Raw genomic sequence first — 5,430 nt, 5'->3', positions numbered from 1 at the left:
CGATTTTTCGAGATTGGCGTGCGGCCCGAAGGGGTTGAAGACGTTGGTGGCGGGATCGCCGTAGATGGCGAACACGCTGTCTGCGTCGGCGGCCGTGGGGCGCCGCAGGATCAATCGGTCGGTGGTCTGCATCGGGGCCATTGTGCCGCTGCCCAAAGGCCCCTGCGCCTCGCCGATGACTGCTGACAGGGGCGCGCCAGCCCCCGCCTTTCAGCGCGCCTTCTTCCTGTACTCGTGGGCGCCGATGTCCCACGGATCGTCTTCCGTGCGCGTCGTGCCGAAGTAGTCCCACCAGCCGTGGGCCGAGGTGCGCACGGCTTCGGGCTCGGTATACGACGCGGCATTGATGGCCGGCGAACCGTAGGCGATCTTGTAGCCCTCGGGCTTCAACGCGCCTTGCTGGACGAACCGCGGATCGGCGACCACGTCGTTCAGGCTCGTGCACGAACTCAACGACCCGGACGCCCACCACAGGTTGGCGCGGCAGTCGAAGCCAAGCGTCGGGACAGAAGCTGCCGTGATCGTGTCCGCACCGGGCACCCAGATGTTGCTCTGGATCTCGTTCTCGGCATGCATGTCGGTGTCGATGATCTCCAGCATGGTCTTCCACGAGCGGTAGACCGTGTTGTTGAGGATGTGCACGTTGCTCAGACCGCCGGGGTGGTACAGCCCGCCCTCTGCCTTCCAGAAGAAGTTGATGCCGTGCCGCCCATTGACCAGGATGTTGTTGCTCAGCTGGATGACTTCCAGCGCGACGAAGTTGTCTTCTTCTCCAAAGGTCTCGTTGGCCATGCTGATGCCCGTGGCGGGCGCCCGGCAGCGGTAGTAGGCGGTCAGGTCGGGGTTGTTGATCGCATCGTTGCGATCGACCAGCATGTGGGCAGCGTTGTTCAGGTAGATGTTGACGCCGAAGTTGTCGTGCGCGTGGTTCCGCCGCACGGTGCCCTGCGTGGCGTGGTTCAGCGCGATCCCTTCGCCGTAGTTGTTGTAGACCGTGTTGTCCAGAAGGGTCACATAGTCGACCCGGCTGGCGTTCAGCGCCGAGGGCCACTTGCCTCCGATGCAATCCGGGTCGGGCTTGCCCATGTTGACGCGCGCGGCGTCGGTCACCGTGTTGTGGAGGATCCGGATGTTTTTGTGTCGCTTCGATCCCCCATAGGGCCCGATCAGGTAGATGCCGGTACCGGTCACCGTCTCGACCCAGTTGTCCTGGATCAGCACGTTTTCGGAGGGGCGGATCTTGATGCCGTCGCGGCCGTTGAGGCCCACGACCTGAAGCAGGTTGCGAACGGTGTTGTGGATCACGTCCGCATTCAACACGTCGACCAGCACGATGCCGTCGCCCGCGCTGACCTTGTCGATGTTGTTGTCGGTCACCTTCAATCCGACGGTGTTGAGCAGGTAGATCGGGTTGTTTCCGCTGTCGACGAACCGGTTGTGTTCGATCGTGTAGTCGTGGTCGGCAGGTTGCCTTCCGTCGAGCCAGATGCCGTAGACGCCGGCATTGCGAAAGTCACCGCCCGTCACGCGGATGTTGTCGCTGTTCTGCGCATACACCAGTGACGCCCTGGGCGACCGCGAGCCTTCGACGCGAAGGTCCGACAACACCACCTGGCTGGCGTTCTCGATGCGAATGCATGCTGTGTCGGTGTCAGGCAGCGCGCAGATGATCTGACGCTGCTTGCTCATGCCTGTCGCCAGGGCATTGATGGTGATCGGCGCCTTGATGGCGCGCTTGTTGATCTTGACCGGCACGGTCACGTGGTACTCGTCGAGCACCGTCAGCACGTCGCCGTCGCTCAGTCGGCGCACCGCCGTGGTCAGGTCGCGCCACGGCGCGCTCGTGCTGGTGCCCGGGTTGGCATCGCTGCCGGACTCGGCCACGTAGTACTGCTCGGCGGCAGCCGTGAGCGGCAGGCATTGCAGCAGCAGGCAGCCCAAAGCAGCCAACAGGCGGGAAGGACGAAAGTGAATTGGCATGACGGTCGTCACCGGTCGTTGGGATGGGGCCGGATGCTAAGAAGACTCGGCGTCATGCGCCTTGGCCGAAAGTCCTGTCAGTCGGCGTCATGGGGCCAGGCTGCCCGCCGCACATGCGGCACGGAGCGCACCGCCCACGCCAGCCGTCAACGGCTTTCGATCAGGGCGACTACCGAAAGTGGTATCCGCATGTAGCTGATTTCAGGGTTGAAATAGACAAATTAATCAGTGAGTTAGGGATGGAAACGGTTCTACTGGGCTTTGATTGGTATTACCCAGTGGTCACCTTCCGGGTGCGTCGATAGACTGCGCCGCGATCGTCGCCAAGGTCGTCGCCGGGAGGTTCTCGCGACGCCGTCATGAAGGAAGGTATGCGCACCCCATCCAAGTCATCGGCGCTGCACCGCGCCACCCTGTCTCTGCTGGCCTTGATGGCCGCGTCAGCGAGCGGGATCGTCGCCGGCTGCGGTGGCGGCGAGAGCGATGCCGCGCAGGCTGAAGAGCGCACACAGCCCTCGGCCGCAACGGAAGCTGCGACGAACGAGGCCGACAGTGCGGCAGAGGGGCTCAGCGCCGTGCTGCCCGGTGCCACGCGCTACGTGCTGGTGAATGCGAACAGCGGCAAGTGCATCGACGTGGCCGGTGCCAGCAAGGCCGATGGCGCGAACATCCAGCAGTACAGCTGCAACGGCACCTTGGCGCAGGCCTTCGACATCGTCGAGACCTCGCCCGATGTCTACAAGCTGCTCAACGCCAACAGCGGCAAGGCGATGGACGTGGCCGGTGGCTCGAACGCCGATGGCGCCAACATCCAGCAGTTGACGGACAGCGGCACTGCGGCACAGAAATTCCGCCTCGAGCGCACGCAGGGCAACCGCTACGCGCTGGTCAATGTCGGTAGCAGCAAGTGCGTCGACGTGGCCGGCGGCTCCGGTGCCGATGGCGCCAACATCCAGCAGTACACCTGCAACAGCTCGGCGGCACAGCAGTTCCTGCTCTACCCGCGCGGTGGCACCAACACCTCGGCGCTGCCGATCGGTCTGTACAACGCCACGGCCGTCTCGTCGGGCCTTTGCCTGGACATCGCCGGAGCCTCGCCCGACAACGGCGCCAAGGCCCAGCAGTCGACGTGCGACAAGAAAGCCGCGTCGCAGAACTTCGAGCTTGTCGGCGATGCCGGCGGCAGCTACCGCATCACCAACGCCAACAGCGGCAAGGTGCTCGATGTCGCCGAGAAGTCGCTGGCCAACGGCGCCCGCGTGCAGCAATGGACGGCGGGCAACAGCGACAACCAGCGCTTCGACATCACGGCCGACGGCACCGGCTATGCGCTGCGCGCCAAGCACAGCGGCCGCTGCCTCGACGTGGTCGACAACAGCAAGGTGCCAGGCGCCGAGATCCAGCAGTGGGACTGTGCCGGCTCGGCCAACCAGCGCTGGCAGCTGAACCCCAAGGGAGGTGCGGGCAGTTCACCGTTCGGCCCGAACGTGCTGGTGTTCGACCCGACGATGCCGGCGAGCAGCATCCAATCGCAGGTCGACGGCGTGTTCAGCTCGCAGGAGTCGAACCAGTTCGGCACCCAGCGCTACGCCCTGCTCTTCAAGCCCGGCAGCTACAACGCGAACGTGCGCGTCGGCTTCTACACCCAGGTCTCAGGCCTGGGCACYTTGCCGGACGACACCACCATCACCGGCACGGTCGAGTCGAACGCCGGCTGGTTCGGTGGCAACGCGACGCAGAACTTCTGGCGCATGGCCGAGAACCTGGCCGTGGTGCCCAACGGCGGCACCGAGAAGTGGGCGGTGTCACAAGCTGCGCCCTTCCGCCGCATGCATGTGCGCGGCAACATGGTGCTCGACGACGGTGGCTGGTCCAGCGGCGGCTTCATCGCCGATTCGAAGATCGACAACCAGGTCAACTCAGGYGGCCAGCAGCAGTGGCTGACGCGCAATTCGCAGATCGGCAGCTGGACGGGCTCGGGCTGGAACATGGTGTTCGTCGGCACGGCCGGCGCGCCGGTCACGAGCAACTGGCCCAACCCGCCGTACACCACGCTGAACCAGACACCGGTGGTGCGCGAGAAGCCGTTCCTCAAGTGGACGGGCACCAAGTACGCGGTGTTCGTTCCTGCTCTGCGCAGCAACAGCAGCAGCACGACGTGGGGCGGCGGCAGCCCCGCAGGCCAGACACTTGCGCTGTCGAGCTTCTACATCGCCCAATCGTCGAAGGACACGGCGGCGACGATCAACAAGGCCTTGGGCAAGGGCAAGCATGTGCTGTTCACGCCGGGTGTCTATCACCTGAGTGAGCCGATCCGCGTCAACAACGCCAACACCGTGCTGCTGGGCCTGGGCCTGGCCACGCTGCAGGCCGACAGCGGCACCGTTGCACTGAAGGTGGCCGATGTCGACGGCGTGAAGGTCGCTGGTCTGTTGATCGACGCCGGCGAAACCAACTCGCCGCTGCTGATGGAGATGGGCCCGAGCGGCAGCAACGCCAGCCACGCCGCCAACCCCAGCTCGCTGCACGACGTGTTCTTCCGCGTCGGCGGTGCGGCGGTCGGCAAGGCGACGGTCAGCTTGCAGGTCAACAGCTCGAACGTGATCGGCGACGACCTGTGGATCTGGCGCGGCGACCACTCGCACGGTGTGGGCTGGAACGTCAACACCGCCGACAACGGCCTGGTCGTCAACGGCGCCAACGTGACGATGTACGGCCTGTTCGTCGAGCACTACCAGAAGTACCAGACGCTGTGGAACGGCAACGGAGGCCGCGTCTACTTCTACCAGAGCGAAGCACCGTACGACGTGCCCAACCAGGGCAGCTGGATCGGCGACGGCGGCGTCAACGGCTTCGCGTCTTACAAGCTGGGCAACGGTGTCAGCTCGCACGAGGCCTGGGGCCTGGGCGTGTACTGCTACTTCTCGGCCAACAACAGCGTGAAGCTGAACAGCGCCATCGAAGCGCCCACGCCGGGCGGCGTGCAGTTCCACAACATGACGACGCTGTCGCTCGGCGGCGTCGGCGAAATCACCCACGTGCTGAACAACCGGGGCAACGCCGCGAACTCGCAATCCGTGGTCGCGCGCTTGGCTCAATGAACTTCAAGGAGCATCTGATGACCCGCAAACTCAAGACTCTGGCGGCTGCAGCCGCACTGGCCACGCTGCTGCCGATGGGCGCCAACGCCGCCACCGCGGTGGCGCCCTACTTCGAGGCCTGGGCCTACTGGGGCGGCTACACGCCCGCTTCCCTGATGGAGGCCAAGAACAACGGCGGCGTGATGGGCGCGACGATGGCCTTCGGCATCTCCGGTGGCGGCTGCACGCTGGGCGGCGGGCTCGAGAACCTGATGAGCGGCGCTGGCCTGACCGACATCACGAACTTTCAGGCGGCCGGCGGCAAGCCGATCCTCTCGTTCGGCGGCGCATCGGGCACCTACCTCGAAGC

Annotated in this window: 3 protein-coding genes; 2 read left to right on the top strand and 1 reads right to left on the bottom strand. The window is 65.1% G+C overall.

What is annotated here, in order from left to right; translation table 11 throughout:
* Nucleotides 1-210: 210 nt before the first annotated feature.
* A complete protein-coding gene (locus tag AC1DYI_RS25300; RefSeq protein WP_477206896.1) occupies nucleotides 211-1,950 on the bottom strand; it encodes a right-handed parallel beta-helix repeat-containing protein in 1,740 nt (579 codons plus the stop codon).
* 401 nt (nucleotides 1,951-2,351) lie between these two features.
* Between AC1DYI_RS25300 and AC1DYI_RS25295 the strand changes: the two genes are divergently transcribed.
* Entirely contained in the window at nucleotides 2,352-5,081 is a 2,730-nt protein-coding gene (locus AC1DYI_RS25295) for an RICIN domain-containing protein (protein ID WP_477206895.1), read from the top strand.
* Nucleotides 5,082-5,098: 17 nt separating this feature from the next.
* Nucleotides 5,099-5,430: hypothetical protein (locus tag AC1DYI_RS25290; protein WP_477206894.1), on the top strand; the 332-nt coding region annotated here is incomplete at its 3' end.

It is taken from the genome of Ideonella sp. P3_A4 (assembly GCF_056403075.1).
Note: the sequence above shows the minus strand (reverse complement) of the source record. Positions and strands in the feature narration are given on the sequence as shown.